Annotated in this window: 20 protein-coding genes; 3 read left to right on the forward strand and 17 right to left on the reverse strand. The window is 38.4% G+C overall.

Translation table 11 applies throughout. The features are described 5' to 3' along the window. Window positions 1-95 precede the first annotated feature (95 nt). Window positions 96-2,120, reverse strand: coding sequence for a M3 family metallopeptidase (locus tag J7R13_RS05445; protein WP_208437804.1), 2,025 nt, complete (start codon window positions 2,118-2,120; stop codon window positions 96-98). Window positions 2,121-2,472: 352 nt separating this feature from the next. On the opposite strand from J7R13_RS05445, the gene mgtE reads away from it, so the two are divergent. The 3 genes from mgtE to ppa all read left to right on the forward strand — a co-directional run bounded on the left by mgtE (window position 2,473) and on the right by ppa (window position 6,956). Continuing rightward, window positions 2,473-3,849, forward strand: a complete 1,377-nt coding sequence (mgtE, locus tag J7R13_RS05450; RefSeq protein WP_208437805.1) for a magnesium transporter — start codon at window positions 2,473-2,475, stop codon at window positions 3,847-3,849. Between the two features lie 681 nt (window positions 3,850-4,530). Then, complete coding sequence (gene typA, locus J7R13_RS05455) at window positions 4,531-6,357, forward strand: translational GTPase TypA (protein ID WP_208437806.1); 1,827 nt, start codon at window positions 4,531-4,533, stop codon at window positions 6,355-6,357. A 68-nt stretch (window positions 6,358-6,425) separates the two neighbouring features. After that, window positions 6,426-6,956 (forward strand): inorganic diphosphatase, encoded by a 531-nt coding sequence (ppa, locus tag J7R13_RS05460; RefSeq protein ID WP_208437807.1) that lies wholly within the window; start codon window positions 6,426-6,428, stop codon window positions 6,954-6,956. Window positions 6,957-6,993: 37 nt separating this feature from the next. Here ppa and J7R13_RS05465 read toward each other — a convergent pair whose 3' ends face one another. The 16 genes from J7R13_RS05465 to J7R13_RS05540 form a co-directional block, all read right to left on the reverse strand. After that, on the reverse strand, window positions 6,994-7,311 hold the full coding sequence (locus J7R13_RS05465) for a DUF167 domain-containing protein (RefSeq protein WP_208437827.1): 318 nt from the start codon (window positions 7,309-7,311) through the stop codon (window positions 6,994-6,996). 24 nt (window positions 7,312-7,335) lie between these two features. Further along, the gene (locus J7R13_RS05470; protein ID WP_208437808.1) at window positions 7,336-7,629 is read right to left on the reverse strand and encodes a YggT family protein; all 294 of its coding nucleotides are present in this window, start codon (window positions 7,627-7,629) and stop codon (window positions 7,336-7,338) included. A 335-nt stretch (window positions 7,630-7,964) separates the two neighbouring features. Beyond that, complete coding sequence (locus J7R13_RS05475) at window positions 7,965-8,525, reverse strand: invasion associated locus B family protein (protein ID WP_208437809.1); 561 nt, start codon at window positions 8,523-8,525, stop codon at window positions 7,965-7,967. A 110-nt stretch (window positions 8,526-8,635) separates the two neighbouring features. Further along, window positions 8,636-9,157, reverse strand: a complete 522-nt coding sequence (locus J7R13_RS05480; RefSeq protein ID WP_208437810.1) for an RNA pyrophosphohydrolase — start codon at window positions 9,155-9,157, stop codon at window positions 8,636-8,638. A 40-nt stretch (window positions 9,158-9,197) separates the two neighbouring features. Then, window positions 9,198-10,508: a S41 family peptidase gene (locus tag J7R13_RS05485; RefSeq protein ID WP_208437811.1), complete on the reverse strand. Its 1,311-nt coding sequence runs from the start codon at window positions 10,506-10,508 to the stop codon at window positions 9,198-9,200. 12 nt (window positions 10,509-10,520) lie between these two features. Next, window positions 10,521-11,708: a murein hydrolase activator EnvC family protein gene (locus J7R13_RS05490; RefSeq protein ID WP_246786287.1), complete on the reverse strand. Its 1,188-nt coding sequence runs from the start codon at window positions 11,706-11,708 to the stop codon at window positions 10,521-10,523. Between the two features lie 168 nt (window positions 11,709-11,876). Next, window positions 11,877-12,359, reverse strand: a complete 483-nt coding sequence (gene rlmH / locus J7R13_RS05495) for a 23S rRNA (pseudouridine(1915)-N(3))-methyltransferase RlmH (RefSeq protein ID WP_208437813.1) — start codon at window positions 12,357-12,359, stop codon at window positions 11,877-11,879. Between the two features lies 1 nt (window position 12,360). Further along, complete coding sequence (gene rsfS / locus J7R13_RS05500) at window positions 12,361-12,804, reverse strand: ribosome silencing factor (protein WP_208437814.1); 444 nt, start codon at window positions 12,802-12,804, stop codon at window positions 12,361-12,363. Window positions 12,805-12,862: 58 nt separating this feature from the next. Next, window positions 12,863-13,456, reverse strand: coding sequence for a nicotinate-nucleotide adenylyltransferase (locus tag J7R13_RS05505; protein WP_208437815.1), 594 nt, complete (start codon window positions 13,454-13,456; stop codon window positions 12,863-12,865). Between the two features lie 29 nt (window positions 13,457-13,485). Continuing rightward, window positions 13,486-14,742, reverse strand: a complete 1,257-nt coding sequence (locus tag J7R13_RS05510; protein ID WP_208437816.1) for a glutamate-5-semialdehyde dehydrogenase — start codon at window positions 14,740-14,742, stop codon at window positions 13,486-13,488. Window positions 14,743-14,791: 49 nt separating this feature from the next. After that, complete coding sequence (proB, locus tag J7R13_RS05515) at window positions 14,792-15,931, reverse strand: glutamate 5-kinase (RefSeq protein ID WP_208437828.1); 1,140 nt, start codon at window positions 15,929-15,931, stop codon at window positions 14,792-14,794. Window position 15,932: 1 nt separating this feature from the next. Beyond that, window positions 15,933-16,958, reverse strand: a complete 1,026-nt coding sequence (gene obgE, locus J7R13_RS05520) for a GTPase ObgE (protein WP_208437817.1) — start codon at window positions 16,956-16,958, stop codon at window positions 15,933-15,935. Between the two features lie 179 nt (window positions 16,959-17,137). Further along, window positions 17,138-17,848 carry an RlmE family RNA methyltransferase gene (locus J7R13_RS05525; RefSeq protein WP_208437818.1) on the reverse strand — a complete coding sequence of 237 codons (711 nt, stop codon included), beginning with the start codon at window positions 17,846-17,848 and terminating at the stop codon, window positions 17,138-17,140. Between the two features lie 32 nt (window positions 17,849-17,880). After that, window positions 17,881-19,191: a Ppx/GppA phosphatase family protein gene (locus J7R13_RS05530; protein ID WP_208437819.1), complete on the reverse strand. Its 1,311-nt coding sequence runs from the start codon at window positions 19,189-19,191 to the stop codon at window positions 17,881-17,883. 824 nt (window positions 19,192-20,015) lie between these two features. Then, the gene (locus J7R13_RS05535; protein WP_208437820.1) at window positions 20,016-20,624 is read right to left on the reverse strand and encodes an invasion associated locus B family protein; all 609 of its coding nucleotides are present in this window, start codon (window positions 20,622-20,624) and stop codon (window positions 20,016-20,018) included. Then, window positions 20,621-21,114: YadA-like family protein (locus J7R13_RS05540; RefSeq protein ID WP_208437821.1), on the reverse strand; the 494-nt coding region annotated here is incomplete at its 5' end. The genes J7R13_RS05540 and J7R13_RS05535, both read right to left, overlap by 4 nt.

A 21,114-nucleotide genomic window follows, 5' to 3' on the forward strand; every position in this document is an offset into this window, starting at 1 on the left:
CTGCTCACATAACCATGATGGAGTGAAGATTTTCATCAATCTCAACCGCAGAAAAGAATATAATAACGGTATGGTTTAGACCATACCGTTATAATTTATAGTCCACGTTTTTTAATCATTGCCTCTGGTGACGGTAGTCGTCCCCGAAAAGCTTTATAAAGCTCCTCTGGATCACAACTTCCCCCAGCCGAGTAAATAAAACGTTTCAACCTATCAGCAAGCTTTGAATTAAAAACGTCACCCGTTTCTTCAAAAGCCTGAAAAGCATCAGCATCAAGTACTTCCGACCACATATAAGAATAGTAACCAGCGGCATAACCATCTCCTGAAAATATATGCGTAAAATGCGGAGGACGATGACGCATAATAATTGTTTCAGGCATTTGTAACTTTTCTAATTCTTGACACTCAAATATTGTTGGATCAGTTATTTTTTCGCCTTGATGAAAAGCCATATCCAATAAGGCTGATGAGGTAAATTCAACTGCAGAAAAACCAGCATTAAATGTCTGTGCTGATAAAACTTTATCCATCAATGTTTGTGGCATAGGAAGCCCTGTATTTATATGCGTAGCATAAGATTTTAAGACCTCTGGTACAGTTAACCAATGTTCGTAAAGCTGAGAAGGAAGTTCAACAAAATCCCGCGAAACCGATGTTCCCGCTACAGATGGCCATGTTACATCAGAAAGTAAACCATGCAACGCATGTCCAAATTCGTGGAAAAGTGTGCGCGCATCATCAAGTGATAAAAGGGCAATCTCTCCTTTGGGTGGCTTAGCAAAATTACAAACATTATAGATAATAGGCTTTTGTCCACCATCCAGTTTATGTTGTGATTGTAAACTATTCATCCACGCCCCAGACCGTTTTGATGAACGCGCAAAATAATCACCAATAAAATGTCCAAGCAGACTTCCATCAGATTTTCTTACTTCCCACAAACGTGCATCAGGATGCCAAAGCGTAACAGAATTTTTTTCTTCAAATGTAATGCCAAAGAGTTTTTCTGCCACTCCAAAAGCCGCTTCAATCATGCGATCAAGCTGAAAATAATATTTAATTTCAGAGCTATCGAAAGAAAATTTTTCAGCGCGAAGTTTTTCAGCGTAATAGCGCCAATCCCAAGCTTTTAAAGTTTCATTGCTTCCATGATTGTTCGCAAAGTTTTGCAATTCAATCTGTTCGCTAGAAGCCTTAGCTCTTGCCCGTTCCCATACAGGCGTAAGCAAATTCATAACCGCATTAACACTTTTGGCCATGGTATTATCAAGTTTTAAATCTGCAAAAGATTTATACCCCAATAATTTAGCCTTCTCATCTCTAAGTGCAACAATCTCTAAAATAATCGCTCGATTATCATTCTCGTTATTATTTTCACCACGTTTAGACCAAGCTTGGAATGCCACTTCACGCAAATCACGACGATGAGAGAATTTCAAAAAAGGATCAACAACTGAGCGTGCTAATGTTAAGGCATAAGCTCCTTCATTTCCTTTTTCGCGTGCCATTTCTTTCATTGAAGCAATGAGATCATCAGGCAAACCAGATAAATCCGTTTGTTCTAAAAACAAAACCCATTCAGCTTCATCTTTTAAGACGTGCTGACCAAAAGTAGCATTTAAAAAAGCAAGCTTTTCATTAATTTCAACAAGTCGTTTCTTACCTGTTTCATCAAGTTTTGCACCGTTACAAACAAACTTTTTCCACCATAATTCAAGTACACGTGTCGTTTCACTATCATACATACCTTGCTGCGACTGTTTATAAAGCACATCTATTTTTGCAAATATCCGTGTATCCATCATAATTTTTGAAGAATAATGAGAAAGTTTTACAACAAAGTCTTGCTCTAACTGCTGAATCAATGCGTTACTATGAGCACTTGTGCGCAAGAAGAATATTGAACATACACGATCAAGCGCTTTGCCACAAAGCTCAAGATGTTGCAAAAAATTCTCAAGCGTTGGTGCTTCTCGCACCGTTGCAATCATCTCTATTTCTTTTTCTGCTTCTTGAAGTGCCTGTTCAAAAGCGGGAGCAAAATCTTCATCACTTATTGACGAAAAATCAGGAAGCCCTGAAAATCCCTTCCAGTCTAGCACTGCTACTTTTGTCATAATACTCTCTATCTCCATTATGAATTTGATGTATAATAATTACCTTTACGACACAAATTGATAATATACTAAACTTATTTAATGAACTTCAAAAATGCCTTTCAGCTCTCTCTTTTAAGAGAAAAAATAAAAGAATTTTTATCATGAGGATATAAATAAAAATGAAAATTTCTATGTATTTGCTTCATGAAATTGTTTATAACCTGCTATCTATCCTTGACTTTATTTCAAATATTAACAATTGGAAGAGTGCAATTGGGGAGCACTTTTGCTTAAATCTTTTATAATTTTTGTTTTATCTTGTTCATGATCTGAATTTATAATTCTTTAATTTTTCGGAAGGTACTTTATTATGACTGAAATTAAAACGACCTTCGACTTCAAAAATTCTTCTCCAGAAGCTCTTGCCGAAGAATTAAAAAATTATCATTTTGCTGACTCGATCGATATCATCAATGATCTCGATATCATGGAACGTGTAGCTATTCTTAGCCTTTTGCCTCTTGAGTATGTCATTGAACTCTTTGACAAACCAGAACTTGAACAACCTGCAGCTATTCTCGAACTTCTCCCTGTGAATCGTTCCGTTGAAATTCTTGATGGTATGTCTGCTGATGCTGCTGCTGATGTCTTTCAGGAAATGGATAAAGAAACCCGCACGCGGCTTTATGCATTGCTCAAACCCTTAACGCGTGCTGAACTAAAAAAACTTACCAGTTACCCTGATCATACAGCAGGTGCACTGATGACAACAGAGTTTATCGCTGTCCCAGCAAACTGGACCGTAAAAAAAACTCTGGATCATATTCGTGATGTTGAACGAACACGTGAAACAGTTTATACGAGTTATGTTATCGACCCCCAAACAGGCACTCTTCTCAAGGCCGTTTCACTGCGTAACCTTATCCTTGCCTCTCCTGATGATCAAATTCTAAACGTCTCTACACATGATACACCCATTACAATATCGCCCTTTACGCATCATGAAGACATCGCTCGTCTTTTTCAGCGCCATGACCTTCTCTCTGTACCAGTTATCGATGACTGTAACCATGTTATTGGTATTGTGACGGTTGACGACGTACTTGATACAATGGTTGATGAAATGAGTGAAGATGCCTACAAATTTGGAGGTATGGAAGCTCTCGATAAACCCTATATGCAGATCAACTTTCTAGGGATGATGAAAAAACGTGGTGGCTGGCTGGCTTTACTTTTTCTTGGCGAAATGTTGACAGCAAGCGCTATGCAATATTTCGAAACAGAACTCGAAAAAGCCATCACTCTTACACTGTTTATTCCTCTTATCATGAGTTCAGGAGGAAATTCTGGTTCGCAGGCAACATCCCTCATTATTCGTGCACTTGCTTTACGTGAACTCACACTCAAAGACTGGTGGAAAATTATCCTCCGTGAAATTCCAGCAGGGATATCCCTTGGCCTTTTACTCGGAATTATTGGAATGATGCGCATTGCTATTTGGCAAGAACTCGGTATTTACAACTATGGTGAACATTGGATGTTCATTGCCATAACAGTAGGCACAGCTTTAGTTGGAATTGTCACCTTTGGTTCTTTATCTGGCTCTATGCTTCCCTTTATCCTTAAAAGTTTTGGATTCGATCCAGCAAGTGCTTCAGCTCCCCTTGTCGCAACTTTAGTGGATGTCATGGGAATCATTATCTACTTTTCTGTAGCCTCCTTTATCTTGTCTGGTACTCTACTCTAACATGGCAAGCAAAAAACATATCTCATGCAGCTAAAATCTTTTCTATGTAAACAACTGTTGAAAAGCACATTAATTTCTTAAAAACATAAAACAACATCGCACATCTTAAAGAAACTCCTGTGATATTGTTATCGTCCATTCTTTTAGGAGCTCTTAGATTATGCGTAAACAAAAGCTGTTCAATGACAAATCAAGAAAGAGATTAGCATACCTATATCAGCAGTTTTAGAAAAAATCTCATATACGTTAATGCACTGTTTACATACCAAAATAAATAAAACCTGAACAGAGTATAAGGAAATATGTCCTTTATTTAGCACTCTTACTCAATATAGAAAACAATAACTATATCATTATAAATCAATATTTTACCAACACAAAGCTGTATCGATTTTGAGTATTGATAGTGGTAAAATACACACTTTGATTATAAGAGAACAAATTTTATTATTGGTTTTCTTCGTACATACCTCATATAAAGTGCTCACATACTCAAAAGTTTTTAGGAAAACTTTTCCAAGCCAATAGAACATCAAAAGCCTTTGCAAACACTTTGCTATAAAAATATTTCCTCCTCTTCCAAAATTATAAAAAAACATGTAAAAGATTTTTTAGTAGTAAGGTAAGGACCGCAGAGGCGTTACCTCAAGTGAAATCTCATTAAAGAAAAGAAGAAAATTTATGCAATTGCGTAATATCGCCATCATTGCCCACGTTGATCATGGCAAAACAACACTCGTGGACGAGCTTCTCAAACAATCAGGGAACTTTCGCGATAATCAGCGTACCAGTGAACGTATGATGGATTCAAACGACATTGAAAAAGAACGTGGAATTACAATTCTAGCAAAAGTGACGTCCGTTGTTTGGAAAGATACCCGAATTAACATTGTTGATACACCAGGTCACGCCGATTTTGGTGGAGAAGTTGAACGTATTTTAAATATGGTCGATGGAGCAATTGTGCTTGTTGATGCAGCTGAAGGCCCCATGCCGCAAACAAAATTTGTCGTTGGTAAAGCCTTAAAAGTAGGATTACGCCCAATTGTTGCTATCAATAAGATTGATCGAGCTGATGCGCGTGCTGATGAAGTTATCAATGAAGTTTTTGACCTTTTTGCGGCTCTTGATGCAACCGATGAACAGCTTGATTTTCCCATTCTTTATGGATCAGGCCGTGATGGATGGATGGCTGAATCCCCTGAGGGACCCAAAGATCAAGGGCTAAGTCCTCTATTTGACCTTGTAATCCGCCATGTCCCTTCTCCTAGTATAGCAGAAGGACCATTTCGTATGATCGGAACTATTCTTGAAGCAGATCCATTTTTAGGACGAATTATTACTGGACGCATTCATTCAGGCTCTATAAAATCCAATCAGAGTGTTAAAGTTCTTGGACAAGATGGAAAACTTTTAGAAACTGGGCGTATTTCAAAAATTTTGGCATTTCGTGGGCTAGAACGGCAACCTATTGAAGAAAGTATTGCTGGTGATATCGTAGCAATTGCAGGTCTACAGAAAGGTACCGTCGCCGATACTTTCTGTGATCCTGCTGTCAATGAACCCCTCACCGCTCAACCAATTGACCCTCCTACTGTTACTATGAGTTTTCTTGTCAATGATAGTCCCCTTGCAGGAACTGAAGGCGATAAAGTAACAAGTCGTGTCATCCGTGATCGTTTATTAAAAGAAGCAGAAGGTAATGTAGCCCTTAAAATTGAAGAATCAGCCGATAAAGATTCTTTCTACGTTTCAGGACGAGGAGAATTACAACTTGCGGTTCTCATTGAAAATATGCGCCGTGAAGGGTTTGAACTTAGTGTTTCTCGTCCACGTGTCGTTATGCAAAAAGATGAAAACGAAACAACTCTTGAACCAATAGAGGAAGTTGTTATCGATGTTGATGAGGAATATTCCGGAACTGTCGTTCAAAAAATGTCCGAACGTAAGGCTGAAATGGTTGAGCTGCGTCCTTCTGGGGGTAATCGTGTCCGCCTTGTCTTTTACGCACCAACGCGAGGTCTTATCGGCTACCAATCAGAGCTTTTGACGGATACACGTGGTACAGCAATTATGAATCGTCTCTTCCACGCCTATGAACCTTATAAAGGAGATATTGGTGGTCGTGTGAATGGTGTTATGATCTCAAATGATAGCGGTGAATCTGTCGCTTATGCTCTTTTTAATCTCGAAGACCGTGGACCTATGATCATCGATGCTGGCGTTAAAGTCTATCAAGGTATGATTATTGGTATACACTCACGTGATAATGACTTAGAAGTGAATGTTTTAAAAGGAAAAAAACTGACCAATATGCGCGCTTCTGGAAAAGATGAAGCCGTAAAATTAACCCCTCCACTTAAAATGACATTAGAACGTGCTCTATCGTGGATACAAGATGATGAACTTGTAGAAGTAACTCCTAAAAATATTCGTCTGCGCAAACTCTATCTGGATCCCAATGAACGCAAACGTTTTGAAAAAACACGTGCATCAACTTCAAGCTAATTTTATGACTTACTCGGTCGAAGATTTTATCGTACTTAGCCTCACCACACTCCAGAAAGGATATTTACATGAATATTAAAGAAATCCCAGTTGGTAAAAATCCACCAGAAGATATCAATGTCATTGTAGAAGTCTCTCTTGGTGGTCAACCAATAAAATATGAAATGGATAAAAAATCAGAAGCGTTATTTGTTGATCGTTTTCTTCATACATCAATGGTTTATCCCGGAAATTATGGTTTTGTCCCACATACTCTTTCAGATGATGGTGATCCCATTGATGTTCTTATCTGTAATACCCGTCCACTTATTCCTGGTTGTGTGATTAATGTTTGTCCTATCGGGGCTCTGATTATGGAAGATGACGGTGGTAAAGACGAGAAAATTATTGCTGTCCCTACTCCCAAATTAACAAAACGCTATATCAATATTCATGACTATACAGATCTTCCTGAAATTACACTCAAGCAGATTGCGCATTTTTTCGAACATTACAAAGACCTTGAACCTGGGAAATGGGCAAAAATTGAAGGATGGCGTGATAAAAGTTTTGCCCATGGACTCATTATGCAAGCTATTGAGCGCAATAAAGGAATATAATTCTTTCAAAAAAATAAAGTCCATTTTGAATGGGCTTTTACTTTGAGGTATATTCTCCTAAAGATTGCCATATTTGCTTTAACTCTTCCAAATGTGTTGAAAAGTAAAGCTGTTTGTAGCGAGATGTTGTACCGCTTTTCAGAGAAATGCAAGAGGATGGAATTTTCCATTGTTTTGCTAGAAATTTAATGAGAGCTCTATTTGCCTTTCCATCTTCAGGAACAGCACGAAGGCGTACAACTAAATATTGCTTTCCATTATCCCTGATTTCAACCCCCATAATTCTATCAACGGAAGCTTTGGGAATGAGATATACAAACAAGCTCAAACCATTCGAATCAAATTGATGAAACATCTTCATATGTCTCATATGAGATTTCTATAGATATATATTTGCATAAACGCGCCACATAAATGTACGAATAAAATAAATAATGATGAAAACTACAACAGGTGAAATATCAATTGTTCCAAGATTTGGCAAAATCTGCCGAATACGACTAAGAACGGGTTCCGTAAGGCGATATAAAAAGCTTCTTATCAAAACAACAAAGCGATTGCGTGCATTTATGATATTAAATACATAAAGCCAAGAAAAAATGACACTTGCGATTAAAATATCAATATAAATACCGAAAACGAGATCAATCACTTTAAGCAATGTATAAACCATGCTTTATCCCTCTTTCAATCACAGAAATAGAAAATTTTATATAGAGCTTTTATTAAAATAAGTCTGTTTTTCGAACAATGTTTATAGTTAAATGTTCATTTTTCCATAAATAGAAAATCCAAACATTCAAATTCTTTACCTTTATACCATCATGATGATGAAACTGAGAAAATAAATATCAGCTAAAAAATAGCTGCTCAAAACAGAAATAATGACGCATAACCACAGAACATTCCTTATAAAATAACCTTGCTGTTTTAACCGTAGAATTACTACAAACAAACACTCAAACTAAAAACGGCCTTTAAAGGCCGCCTTTGTTATATTTTTAAAAATTATTTCTGCAAAGTAGTCAAACGGTTAAGGGCATTGCTAAAACCATTCAACTGAACGAATAAATCATTCAAAGGTGGTTCGCCCGGAGCAGCAATTGTCATAGCCAATTTCAAATTCTTGCCAGCACGTAAAGCTGCCACGTGATTTTTATCAAATACTATTGGAACAATGCAACCTGCTGGTACACACGTCCGAATACCCGTTTCGATAGCAGCCTTCCCTTCATCAACTTGTAAACGAACAGGTTTAGAGACCAAAATGCCAAAAGGAACCGTTAAATTACCAGATACAACACCATCAGCGTTGAGAATAACGTTCATAGCCACAACGACACGACCTTGATCATTCACTTCCTGACGGCCCATAAAACAAATCTTTTTCCCTTCTTGTATACCGCAGTTAATAGTCCACAAGCCGTAGGTTTCAGACAAAGAAGAAGCGCCATTAGGCAACGTAGCTGCTGCAGGTTTGGTTGCAGTTGGCTTTGAATCTGATGCAAATGCTACAGAAGAAATACTCAAAAGAGTAAAAACCATAAGTAAATTAAATAACTTTTTCATCTTATATTCCAATTCTTTACATAAAAGAAAAACATGTTTATTATCTTTTAATGATTATACATAATATAAAGCATCTTGCTAAAAAAGAGCTTTATTTAATTATATAGCCTTTATAATCTTTTAAGGCTACCTCGAAATTCATTGACAACTTTCCTATAGACATGCTTTTTAAAAGAAATTACAATTGAAGGGAGGGTTTCTAGATCCGCCCATTTCCACTGATCAAATTCTGCTTTATTACCATCTGGCGGGGGATTAATGGCGATTTCAGAAAGATCTCCCGTAAACTGAAAAGCAAACCATTTTTGTATTTGTCCACGATACTTATTGTTCAATGTACACCCAACAAGTTCTTGTGGAAAATCATAATGGAACCAATTCTGTGCTTCTTTAATCAATTTTACAGATCGGATACCAGTTTCTTCATAAAGTTCACGACATGCCGCTTCTAATGGCTCCTCGTTTTCATCGATTCCTCCTTGAGGGAGTTGCCAACGATGAGACATGTCGGTATCAGCATGAGCTGACGTCATTAAACGGCGCCCAATCCAAACTTTACCTGCACGATTAAATACAACAATCCCAACACATTTCCGATAAGGAAGAGCTGTCAAATTAACCACCGCATCCATTCAATTATTCACCAAAAGCATAAGCTGCATCCATTCTTTCTCACTTTAAAATATCCTTATTGGGATCTGGTGGAAATGCTGCATGTGCCATTTCACCACGTAACAGCTTATAAGCCTCACGCAATTGAACATCATCCTTAGGGTCTTGCGGAACAAAAGCAGCCGAGCCAGACCCCTTATTATTTTCTCGCTTCCCTTTTATATGCCCTTTCAATGCAGATTCACCAATCTTTACATCATAGCCTTTATATTTTTCAGGTAGTGGTTGTTCTACAATAATATCAGGTGTAATCCCAGTTCCTTGAATTGAAGTACCGGACGGCGTGTAATAAAGTGCTGTTGTTAAGCGTAAAGCACCATTTTCACCCAAAGGAATGATCGTTTGAACAGATCCCTTACCAAAAGATTGCGTACCTAAAATTGTTGCACGACGATGATCTTGTAATGCACCTGCAACAATTTCAGAAGCACTCGCCGAACCACCATTAATGAGGACAATAAGAGGTTTTTCATTGATGATATCCCCTGGCTTAGCATCAAATCTCGTCACATCACTCTTTTTACGCCCGCGGGTCGATACAATCTCACCTTTATTGAGAAAGGCACTCGAAACACTAACAGCTTGATCTAAAAGACCACCAGGATTAAGTCGCAAATCAAGGACATATCCCTTCAACTTATCTTGAGGAATTTTAGACTGAATATCTTTAATTGCAGCCTGAAGATTGCCAAAAGTCTGCTCAGAAAACTGAATGAGTCTTAAATATCCAATATCACCCTCAACGCGATACTTCACTGCCTTCACTTTGATGATATCACGAACAACCTTAATTTCCAGTGGCTTATCAACACCAGAACGAATAATTGTCAACGTAATTGGTGTTCCAGGAGCACCCCGCATCTTATTAACAGCTTCATTCAATGTTTGACCATTGGTCTGTACACCATCAATTTTTGAAATGAGATCCCCTGCCAAAATACCTGCTTTTGAAGCAGGTGTATCATCCATTGGGGACACAACTTTAATTAAGCCTTTCTCCATGGTTACTTCAATACCGAGCCCTCCGAATTCTCCTTTTGTAGAATCCCGCATCTCCTTGGCTTCTTGCGCATTCATATAAGATGAATGAGGATCAAGCGATGTGAGCATCCCATTTATAGCATTTTCAATAAGCTTTTTATCATCTGGAACCGTCACGTATTGCATACGTACGCGTTCAAAGATATCGCCAAATATGGCCAGCTCTTTATACGTATCACCTTCATTATTGGCAGCAACAGACTGCACCATAATCATTGAACTGGCGCCGAGAAATACCCCAGCGACCAAAAGAATAATTTTACGAATCATTTTGGTTCCTTCTTATTTTTCAGTCTGCCACCAAGGAGTTGGATTCACAGGCTTCCCCTGCTTTCTAAACTCAATGTAAAGCATTGGAGTCGTTTTGCCTATATCCAATGCAACACTGTTCGCAACAAATTGCATCCCCATCGTTCCAAGAGGTTCACCTGCAAGAACAAACTGTCCCTGAGTGACGTTGATTCTCGACATCCCAATAAGAACGATATGATAACCATTTCCAACATTAAGAATGATTAATTGTCCATAAGAACGAAATGGTCCAGCAAAAGCAACAAGAGCATCAGCAGGTGATATAACAACGGCTGCTGCTTCTGTTTCAATCATTTCACCAAAGCGTGTAATCTGCGAACTACTATTCATGTGTTGAATTTTTTTTCCCGCAACAGGAAAAAGTAAAGAGCCTTTTCGGCTTTCAAAATTGGCTTGCTCTAACAATTGTAAATTTTTCTGTACCTGTACTGAGACATCAGAACTAAGTTTTGATTGACGGTCAAGTTCTAAAATCAATTCCTCCAAAGACTGCGCTTTTTTAGCGAGTATAATGTTTTTCTGTTGCTGCTCTGTAAGTTCTTCTTCTGACATTTTTTGTAATTTGGCTTTTTCATCTAATAAAAGCTCTAAACGCTTTTGCTGCTCTGCTTGATTTTGCATTTTAGTCTTTAGCGTTGCATATTCTGTGGCAATTGAATGACGTAAATTAGTCAACTCCTTGAGGCTTGCTGTTAAAACCTGTATTTTCTCTTGCATTTGCGATACGACAGCCCCTAATAAAACAGAACTCCGGACAGAAGCTAACGCATCCTCAGTCCTCACCATAAGAGCAGGAGGTGGATTTAATCCCATACGTTCTAAGAGTGCAAGAACTTCTGCAAATTCAGCGCGATTACTTTTTAAACTTTGATGAACTTGTGCCTGTTTCTCTATCATTTTTTTAAGCTTTTCCTCCCTTTCAGCAATATCATTTGCTGCTGCACGTTCTGCTTTAGCAGCTTTTATAAGTGCATCACTCAAAGCACGTTGATCTTTTTTTAAACGCTCAACTTGACGCGTAAGAAAAGCAACACGCTCACGTGAGAGTGAAATATTTTGGCGAATTTCTACCAATGCTTTATGTGCGGCTTCTACACTGCTTACTGTATCTTCAGCATGCGATACAGAAAAGCAAAAAAATATACTCAAAAACAGCACTACAAATATCACGCATTCCTCATATAAACATTGCATCTTTTTATGAAGAAGCTTTTTCATTTGCCCAACCATTAAGTATCATCGCATAAATTAGCGATGCTTTAAATGATGTCAGCTAAAACAATATTAATAAATACATAAATAAGTACTAAAAATTGCATAAAAATGTTAAAAACGATGATACGGATGGTTGCTCGCAATTGTTACAGCACGATAAAGCTGTTCTGTAAGAAGTATACGCGCAATTTGATGTGGCCATGTCATAAAACCAAAAGACAAAAGAAAATCAGCACGATTTCTTATCTGTTCATTATGCCCATCAGGTCCTCCCAACGCAATTATGAGGTCACGAATACCTTCATCACGATAAAACCCCAATTTTTCAGCAAAAGCAGATGATGAAATTGACTCTCCACGCTCATCCAACACAATTAATCGACACTTTTCAGGTAAAAACTCGATAAGCTTTCTTGCCTCTTCCTCCATGCGCTGACATGCTGTTTGTGCACGGCTTTCTGATATCTCTTGTAGCTTTTTAAAATGAAATCCCACAGCTCCAGAACTTTTAGAAAAACGATCCAAATAATGGTCAACCAATTCGTGCTCTGCTCCTTTCTTCATGCGACCAACAGCAAAAATAGAAATTTGCATGTTAATGATCTCCAAAAAGAACTGATTTTATATTATTTAACTCTGGTAAAAGCCACATTTTTTCTAAATTATAAAAGAGACGAATTTCCGGACGAAAAATATGAACAATAATATCACCTGTATCAATCAATACCCAATCACCTCCCGCAAGCCCTTCTACATTTGCAAAGCCGTACCCATTGTCTTTCCAAGCACATAACAAATGGTCAGCAACAGCAGATACATGACGTTGTGAATTTGCTGAAGCTATAACCATGTAATCAGCTAAGGACGATCTACCCTGAATATCAATGGAGACGATGTCTTCTGCCTTTGTATCCTCTAAACTTTTGAGAATAATTCTAAGACCATCACTGACAGAAAAGATTTTTTTGTCTGCCGAAGATGTCATACTGTAAGAATGTTTTTGTAAAATGTTTTCCAGACCAATATCCTTTCTTATCATTTAGAACATAGAAAAAAGAGAACCTTATCCCAAAGAGAAGCAGAATCTTATAAAATATTCAAGAAAAATTATTCTCCTTTAAACGAAGACTCGTTGAAGACTGAAAAGATAAAGGTCCATGCAAATAAGTCCAAGCTGGTGGTTTCATAAAAGGTAATCGTATACTTTCTCTCTCATCTAAACGAAAAGAACGGTAAACATGAGCTATAGGTGAAGAAAGTGCTGACATATGCACAAAAGGACGATCAATAATCGCAATAGGAAGCATAGATATGATATCATGCCATCGATGCCAATGATGAATCGATGCAAAACTATCTGCACCTATAACCCACACAAAACGTACCCCTCGGCAATGCGCAAGAATATGAGAAATCGTATCTACTGATACTTTACTCCCTATAGCCTGCTCAAAACCTGTTACGCGAATCTTCGGATGGTCAATGAGTTCAACACTTAGTCGCATTCTCTCCTCTAAAGATAATAAGTTTGCACAATCTTTTAAGGGATTTCTCGGTGTTACCATCCACCATAATTGGTCAAGGCGTAAACGCCGAATTGCAATCTTTGCGACAAGAAGATGTCCAGCATGCGGTGGATTAAAAGATCCACCAAAAAGGCCTACAATATTGGACCTTTCAACATGCGGCATGCGATTTTTCCAAGGAAAAAATGGATTCTTCAAGGCCTAACCTGTCCACTTCCTTTAATATGATACTGAAATGACGTCAGCTGTTCAACACCTATGGGACCACGCGCATGCATTTTTCCTGTTGCGATACCAATTTCCGCCCCAAAACCAAACTCACCTCCATCAGCAAATTGTGTAGATGCGTTATGAAGCAAAATGGCCGAATCTAAACGATTAAAAAAGTTATTTACCACCCTCATATCCTCAGCAATAATTGATTCCGTATGTCCTGATGAATAACGCTGAATGTGCGCAATAGCCCCCTCAACACCTTCTACTGTTTTAACAGAAAGAATTGCATCAAGATATTCGTGTGACCAATCCTCTTCGCAGGCTAATTTGGCATCTGGCATCAGAAAAACAATATCCTCTGTTGCACGAATTTCACATCCCTTCTCCTGTAAAGCGGTCAGAACAGGAAGAAACTTTCTTAATGCATGGCGGTCAATGAGAACTGTCTCAACAGCACCACATATACCTGTCCGCCGCAACTTTGCATTTACAACAATATTACGGGCCATATCTAAATCTGCCGACTGATCAATATAAATATGACAGAGCCCCTCTAAATGCGCAAAAGTCGGAACACGTGCATCAGACTGAACACGTGCAACAAGGCTTTTCCCACCACGAGGTATAATAACATCAATCATACCGTCCAGTCCCTTGAGCATTTCTCCAACAGCATCACGATCTGTTGTTCCAACCATTTGAATGGCATCTTTAGGAAAACCAGCTTCCTCCAATCCTCTCACTAATGCCGAATGAAGTGCATGGGCAGAATGAAAACTATCCGAACCACCACGTAAAATTGCAGCATTTCCTGCTTTCAAACATAAAGCGCTTGCATCAATTGTAACATTTGGTCGACTCTCATAAATAATGCCAATCACACCAAGGGGTGTACGGACACGACTAATATGGAGCCCATTTGGACGTGTCCATTCACTCATAACTTGTCCAACAGGATCAGGTAAATATGCAATCTGGCGAACACTGTCTATAATTGCACGCAAACGCAATTCATCTAATTTGAGCCGATCAACCATTGCTGCCTTCAAATTATTCTGAGCAGCATTCTCTAAATCTTGACGATTAGCCCGTAAGATTTCAGCTGATTGAGCCTCTAGATTTAAAGCTATCATTTCTAATGCTTTGTTCTTTTGTTCAGAAGACATAACCGCCAATGCAGCGGCGGCATGGCGTGCTTTTCGCCCCATGTCCTTCATCTGTTCTTCTAAAGCCATAGTATCATCCACTCTGCTAAAACAATAAATAAGGTAAAAGATAACTTTTTTAAGCAGAATCGGTCAAGCAACGTAAAACCATATCATTACGATGCACCATAGCAGAGCATGCTTCATATCCAAGGATAGTTTCAATTTCCTCGCTTTTGCACCCCATAATGCGTACAGCTTCATCCTTGCCATAACTCACAAGTCCACGAGCAATTTCAATTCCATTTGCATCAATAATTGCAACCGTATCTCCGCGATGAAATCTCCCCTCAACCGCAACAACTCCTGCAGCTAATAATGATTTTCCAGATTCAAGAGCTTTAACCGCTCCCTGATCAATGGTCAAAATGCCAGATGGATCTAAATGACCAGAAATCCATGTTTTCCAAGCATTAACGGGCTTTTCACTGGCAGCAAAGAAACTTCTACGTTCTCCTCTATCAATTGCTGCAAGAGGATTCATACGTTTACCTGAAGTAATAACCATCGCCGTTCCAGCGGAATTCGCTATTTTCCCAGCATCAAGCTTGGTTTTCATTCCTCCACGAGAAAACTCTGAAGCAGCAACATCAGCCATTTTTTCTATATCACTCGTAATTGATGCAATAAAGGGTATAAATTCAGCCGTTGGATCACGATGAGGAGATTTCGTATACAGACCATCAATATCTGATAAAAGTATCAAAAGATCTGAACCCATCATCGTTGCCACACGCGCCGCTAAACGATCATTATCACCATAACGAATTTCGCTTGTTGCGACAGTATCATTTTCATTGATAACAGGCACCGCTCCAAAACGTAAAAGCACATTAATCGTAGCACGTGCATTAAGATAACGTCGTCGCTCTTCCGTATCGAAGAGAGTAAGCAAAATTTGACCCGTTTTTAATCCATATTGAGCAAGCGCATCTCTATATGTTTTTGCTAATTCAATTTGCCCCAAAGCAGCACATGCTTGACTCTCTTCTAATTTCAAAGCTCTCTTAGGAAGCTGTAGCAATGTTCTTCCTAAAGCAATAGCGCCTGAAGATACTAATAAAACCTCAACACCTTGTTGGCGCAAATTAGCAACATCACTTATCAAGCTTTTAAGCCATTCAGCACGTAAACCTGTCTGAGGATCAACCAAAAGCGCAGATCCAACTTTAACCACAATGCGTTTATAATGCGCAAGCTTTTGCAATCCAACAGTCATCTTAATCAACCCTGATATCGTCGCCAGCATCTTCTTTACGTGCCATTTCAATAATATGCGCCCCAGCACGTAGCACATTTTCTAAACCTTCACGACTGACCGCAGAAAACATCATCACAGATTTATCCGTTACTCTTTGCAAAAGTTCTTGTTTAGCTTTACGCTCCTCAATAGTGAGAGTATCTATTTGACTCAGAGCTACAATTTCAGTTTTATTACTCAAATTGTTCCCGTATGCTTCTAGTTCATTACGCACAACTTTATATGCTTTTGCCACATCTTCTTCTTGAGCAGAAATCAAATGAAATAAAACACGACAACGTTCTACATGCCCTAAAAAACGGTCTCCAATCCCCACACCTTCATGTGCTCCTTCAATCAAACCAGGAATATCAGCTAAAACAAATTCACGAGCATCAATACGTGCAACACCAAGATGAGGATGGAGAGTAGTAAAAGGATAATCTGCAACTTTTGGTTTTGCAGCTGTCACGGAAGCTAAAAAAGTTGACTTTCCAGCATTTGGCAAACCAATAAGTCCCGCATCAGCAATTAACTTCAAACGAAGCCACAATGTTCGCTCTTCTCCAGCTAAACCAGGATTTGCGCGACGAGGTGCCCGATTCGTAGACGTTGTAAAATGAAGATTCCCAAAACCGCCATTTCCTCCTTTTGCAAGACGGTAACGCTGTCCAACCTCAGTTAAATCACAGATTAACGTTGCATTATCTTCTTCAAAAATTTGCGTCCCAACCGGTACTTTAAGGATGACATCATCACCCTTTTCTCCTGTCATATTACGCCCCTTACCATGCCCCCCTGTTTTTGCTCTAAAATGCTGCTGGTAGCGATAATCGATCAGCGTATTGAGCCCATCAACAACAAGAGCCCAAACATCACCACCACGTCCTCCATTCCCTCCATCAGGGCCTCCAAATTCGATGAATTTTTCACGACGAAATGATACTGCCCCTGCCCCTCCATTACCAGAACGAATATAAACTTTAGCTTGATCAAGAAATTTCATTAGAAATGCTCACCGAGGAATCAATCCCCTTAACCTCTACAGGCAACGCAATAATTTTACCAGTTTTTCATCATTTATAAAAGAAAAACTATAAACAATATCACTGATAACTTTTTGAGAATATCCTCACATTTAAATATGCAAGTATACTTAAGCCTTTTGAAAAGAAGAAACTATTATTATCCTTTTATTTTTCCTTTAAATTCGAGTGCTAAAAGGTAAAGCTCTACTGATTCTGCTCTACTTGCGGGGGGTTTAACGTGATAAACTGTTTTAAAATTCTGTTTTAATGTCGTGAGCAGGGTGTTTTCTGCTCCACCTTGAAAGGCTTTTGCTAAAAAATGCCCTCTAGGCTTGAGAACTGAAAGAGCAAAATCAGCAGCAACTTCACATAAATGAACCGTTCTTAAATGATCTGTCTGGCGATGTCCTGTTGTTGGTGCGGCCATATCAGAAAGGACTACATCCGGCTTCGTTCCTAAAGCATCAATTAATTTCTGTGGTGCATCTGCATGCAAAAAATCCATTTCCAGCATCACAATCCCAGGCAACGGGTCAATAGGCAAATAATCAATACCAACCACACTAGGCTTTTCATTACTGGTTCCTACTAAACGCCCAACAACCTGACACCATCCCCCCGGCGCCGCTCCCAAATCAATAACCTTTTGTCCTTTTTTGAGAAATTTATAGCGCTCATTAATTTCGATCAGTTTATAGGCAGCACGCGAACGATAACCATCTATTTTCGACTGATGGACATATGGATCATTTAGATGTCGCTCTAACCATCGCCGTGATGACGCTTTAATAGTTCCTGCCTTTTTCTTCACGCGTTGATATAATTCATGCGATCCTGAACCCCCATATCCACCCGTCGTTTTTTTCATAGTTGTTGATTGTCTCCATATTCTGATAGCTGCTAACGTTTTATACCTCTTCTTTTCCTATGGCGATACCATACACCATCGCGCAACATAAGCTCTATCAAAATTCCTTCTCTCAATCCACGATCAGCAACTCTTAATCGTTTACTGGGCCAAACTTCTCGAATAACATCTAAAATTGCACATCCGGCTAACACTAAATCTGCTCTCTCTCGCCCAATACAAGGATTGCTTACTCGTTTTTTTATGTCCCATGACAATAAACGTTTCATCATAAGAGTAATGTCTGCATCATTCATCCAAATGCCATCAACGCGTCTTCTATCATAATGCTCTAAATTAAGGTACATTCCTGCTAAAGTCGTAATCGTGCCAGAGGTTCCCAAAAGATGAAATTTTGAACTTTGCGCTAAAGCTCCTAATTTGTGTCGATCTGAAAAATTATTTAAAAGACCTCGCACATAACTTTTCATTTTTTCAAAATCGTCTAAACTAACATCATTTCCCCCAAAACGTTCAGCAAGCGTAACAACACCAACAGGAAGAGAAGTCCAAGCCGTAATCTGTTCAGCTAAACGAAAAGAACGCTTTTGTGAAACATCAAGAAGAACAATTTCCGATGACCCTCCTCCAATATCAAAAAGCACAATTGCATCAGTATTCGGCTCAACAAGCGTACTACATCCTGAAACAGCAAAACGCGCTTCTGTTTCCCGATCAACAATTTCCAATTGAAGGCCAGTTTCATCCAAAACACGTTGAATAAAATGTCTACCATTTTTTGCCGAACGACAAGCTTCCGTTGCAATTAAACGATAACGTTTAATACGCCTTTGTTTTAACTTTAAATGACAAATCTTTAATGCTTCAATCGCACGATCCATAGCTCGTGTATTAAGGAAGCCGTTATTTACTAAACCTTCTCCCAATCGTACGATGCGCGAAAAAGCATCAACAACACGAAAATACCCAGGTTTAGCGGGAGATGCAATAAGAAGGCGACAATTATTCGTCCCCAAATCAAGTGCCGCATAAAGAGGCGGAGATTCTAATTGAGAGACTCGTGGAAGAAAATATGTTTTGGGGCTTTTTGTTTTTTTGACACCTAAAATTGCTCGACCTTGGAGTTCAAGAGCTGTATCTGATTGGATAAGCACCTGTTTCTGTTTCCAGCACCTTTTTCTCTGTTGTTTCTTTATATCAACAGAAACAGAGCGCGTCCCCATCTGTAACAATGCAGAATGATTATTTTGATTGCACCCACTTTGACCATATAATCGCTTTGCTCTGGTATCATACGCACTTGCTCGCTTTGATTCTTTTGAATCATAATCTAACGGGGTCATTCTTCCTTATCCTTTAAGCGTTTTCCCCCAATAAACAAACGCGAGAACTCTTCTGCTCAATTAATAAATCTAAAGTAACAATGTGGTATTAAATTATAAATATCAAGAAAACATTCCCTATTTTTCTATTATAAAATTTTTTACGCTAGCATCATTCCGGTTTTTGAATAATCTTGTGGTTGTTCCCACAATATCCTGCTTTTCTTTATGAACTTGAAACTATAAATTAATCGTTTATGTTTACAGCCATTTTTGTAAATTACTAAACTTTCTTTATATCATTCACATGGAATAGTATTGTATAAAGATAAATTTATACTTTTAGGGAGTTTTGGAATTATAATTTTCTTTTGTTTCACAAAATGGTAGCATTGTAATTGTATTTTCAGAATGACTGAAATCTTACTGCTATCACAAAAAAGATACTACAGCATTTTAATTGGGAGTTATTGGTATCAAATAAGATCATTCCCAAAACCTGTAAAAAACTTTTACAGGAATAAATGAACTCGTCCATCATCCGAGAAAGCCATATTTCTATTTTTTAAAACTTCTTACTCTCAGTTATTTTTACGGTTAAAGAATCCTATAATTCACTCATAAGCCCTACAGAAAAACTCTAATATGATTTTCTATTGTATATAAATAGCTTATTATGATTTTTAGACTTTTAAAATGTGCCCTTATTTTAATCAATCGCCTCTACATCACATCGTATAGAAATTCTCACTCATTACTCTTCATTTCAATCTGGATATGCAACTAAATCTGAAATACACTGCAAAAATTTATGAAAAAATCTTTGTTAAAAAACTCCATGCAGTCTATCGTTGTAGAGAATTAAGTGCTGCACTTAATCCTTTAAATGGTACAATAAAGGAAAATATCTTTCCCTCTTTAACCTTATAGGAGATACGCACTTTTTTGTTCTGCTCTATTTGTTTACTAAGGACTGCTCCTACAGGTGACTGAGCCAAACAGACCGTTTCATTGCACTGCGTATAATGAATGAGGAGGGGCTTTTTAACGCCTTCCAAAAATATTCGAAGTGGGATGTTTGTATCAGTATTTGGCAATGTTCGAAAGAGCATTACTGCTTGGCCATTTTTCGTAGAAACAAGAGACCAACTAAAAATAGTATTATCCTCCTGGTCATGAACAGTCTGAGTTACATTACATACACCTTGCTTAAGCTTTTGTTTTTCATCCTCTTTTTCATCGCAAATCAAAGTCCAATGATAAAATTGCATAATGATTCGACGTGTCTCACCACGTTCTCCCTTAGGAATAGATAAATGCGGTGGTTGCACCGTATAAACATTATTATTCTCATTAGCAAGACTTTCGCCCTTACCTAATAAGGCAAGGACGAATAAAATCTTCACAAAAACATTTCCTTTTTTTATCATGCTATCAGTTTTTTCCATCATCATCTCAGTCTCAGAGTAATCCCTGCGCCTATTCCCCAGTGCCCCCCAGCACTCGTTACTGACATATTAGAACGGATATTGCCATCTTCAGATGTATAACCAGCGCCAATAGCAAATGCGGATTGACTGCGCCATACACCCGTACCAAATGAAACACTTAAAGATCCTGGTATATCATAGTAACGTAAGTTAGACGTTGCTAAACCAATGGCTGCTGCTTGTCTCGCTTCCTTCCGGACATCCTCAACAGCATAATTTAACGCTTCAAACTTCATATCTGTATAGGATTTCGCCTCATTAGCAGCATTATTTATTGCACTGCCGACCTTATCATCCGTATACTTTTTCGCATCATCAAGAACTATATTCATCTGCTGTTCGGTATAATCATGCAATTGACCTCCATTGACAGCTTCTTTCGAGCCATGCTCAATGCTACCATCACCTACATTATCTATCAATACTGGATCACTTTCATTAACACCTACTAACG

The organism is Bartonella taylorii 8TBB (assembly GCF_902825155.1).
Classification (GTDB): Bacteria; Pseudomonadota; Alphaproteobacteria; order Rhizobiales; family Rhizobiaceae; genus Bartonella; species Bartonella taylorii_A.